Origin of the sequence: Actinokineospora sp. (assembly GCF_050699995.1) — a bacterium.
Classification (GTDB): domain Bacteria; phylum Actinomycetota; class Actinomycetes; order Mycobacteriales; family Pseudonocardiaceae; genus Actinokineospora.
The window spans coordinates 1-1,617 of the sequence record NZ_JBOHGC010000610.1 but is presented as its reverse complement, the minus strand read 5'-3'; the positions used below and the strand labels follow the sequence as shown (position 1 = coordinate 1,617).

The 1,617-nt window shown below is 69.8% G+C and carries 2 protein-coding genes; both read left to right on the top strand.

Annotation, left to right across the window (positions count from 1 at the left end; genetic code table 11):
- The first annotated feature begins 380 nt into the window (after positions 1-380).
- Positions 381-1,235 (top strand): ATP-grasp domain-containing protein, encoded by an 855-nt coding sequence (locus ACRDSQ_RS29475; protein WP_431425577.1) that lies wholly within the window; start codon positions 381-383, stop codon positions 1,233-1,235.
- A gap of 22 nt (positions 1,236-1,257) precedes the next feature.
- Positions 1,258-1,617 (top strand): MFS transporter (locus ACRDSQ_RS29470; protein ID WP_431425575.1); only part of this gene is annotated, 360 nt, incomplete at its 3' end.

Here is a 1,617-nt window from a genome sequence, read left to right as displayed (position 1 = left end):
GGGCTGTGTCACTACCTGGTCCCACCCTTACGGCCGGATCGGTGAAGCCACCGATCCGAACCTCGGCGGGCACAGTGGGCGCGGGCGTGTCGGGCAAGGCATAGCTGGCCAACACCGCGCCCACCGGCAGCGCGGCCACTGACGCCAAGACCGCGATCCGACGTCTGAGTTCCATGGCCTGACCTTCCCCTGTCACCGCAACCACAAGATGAGGCGCGGATGAGGATCTCTTCATCTTCGGCCTTGACGTGGGTTCGCGCGAGTGGACGTGCCCACTCATCGAGCGGATCGAGCCGAAGATGAGCAGTGACTCATCAAGGCCTCATCCGTCATTCACCGTCGCGGTCGACGCTGGTCGTGGTCGAACGAAGGCGAGGTGCGTGGTGCCGCGAGACTCGATCGCCGAGGTCGGCACGCCGACCGTGTGGATACTCACCGACCGCCGCTACCTCGGTCAGCGCATGCCCGCGGCACTCGCCTGTGCGCTCGACGGCAGGCGGCCGATCAAGCTGCTCATCGCCGACGAGACGGTCAACGAGGTCGGTTCCGGTCTGTCGGCACGGCCCGCCCCGGGCGATGTCGTCGTCGCGCGGACAAGAGACCCGTTCGGCCTTTCCATCCTGTGCCAGGCCGAAATGGACGGAGCCGACTGCCTCAACTCCCACACCGAAGTGCTGGCGGTCAAGGACAAGGCGCACGCCACGATGGTGCTCGCGGAACGGGGAATCCCCACACCGCGCACGTTCCTCACCGGCGACCCGCGCCTGCTGCGCGACCTGCCGTCGACCGCATGGCCGATGCTGCTCAAGCCGGCCCTTGGCGACAACGCGCAGGGCATCGTCCGGGTGGACCGGCCCGAGGAGCTGTCCGGGATCGCCTGGCCCACGGGCTCTGTCACCGTCGCACAGCAGTACGTCGACGTCGACGGGGTCGACCTCAAGCTGTACGGGGCCGGGGACGCGGTGTGGGCGGTGCGTCGCCGCTCCCCGTTGGCGCGGGGCGCGGACATCCCTCGGCCGCTGCCGGTCGGCCCCGAACTCCGCGCCCTCGCGCACGCCTGCCGCGACGCGTTCGGCCTATTCCTGTACGGGGTCGACGTGCTGCCCTCACCCGAGGGCCCGCTCGTGGTCGATGTCAACGACTTCCCGAACTACACCGGCGTCGACGAGGCCCCGCAGACCATCGCCGATCTCGTCGTCGCGGCCGCCGCCCAGGTCTCGTCATGTCACTGGTGACCGCGGCGCCGAAGGTGTCGTGGTGAGCTGCGGGCTGATCGCCGCCGTCACCGCCGAGTCGTTCACCACCCGGCTCGGGTTCGGCATCGTGACCTTCGCCCTGCCGCTCTATGCCTTGGAGCTGGGCATGTCCCTGACCCAGATCGGCCTGCTGATCGGGATGAAGGCGCTGGTCGAACCCGCCGTCAAGCCGTTCATGGGAGCCGTCGTCGACCGGTGCGGGGTGCGGACGGGGTATCTCACCGCGGTGGCCGTGCGACTGGTCGCTTCGGTGCTCTTGCTGGTGGCCACGACACCGCTGTCCCTGTTCGCGGTCCGCGCGGCCCAGGGCGCGGCGTCGGCGGCCCGCGACCCGGCCGCGATCAGCGCGCTCGCCGCGACC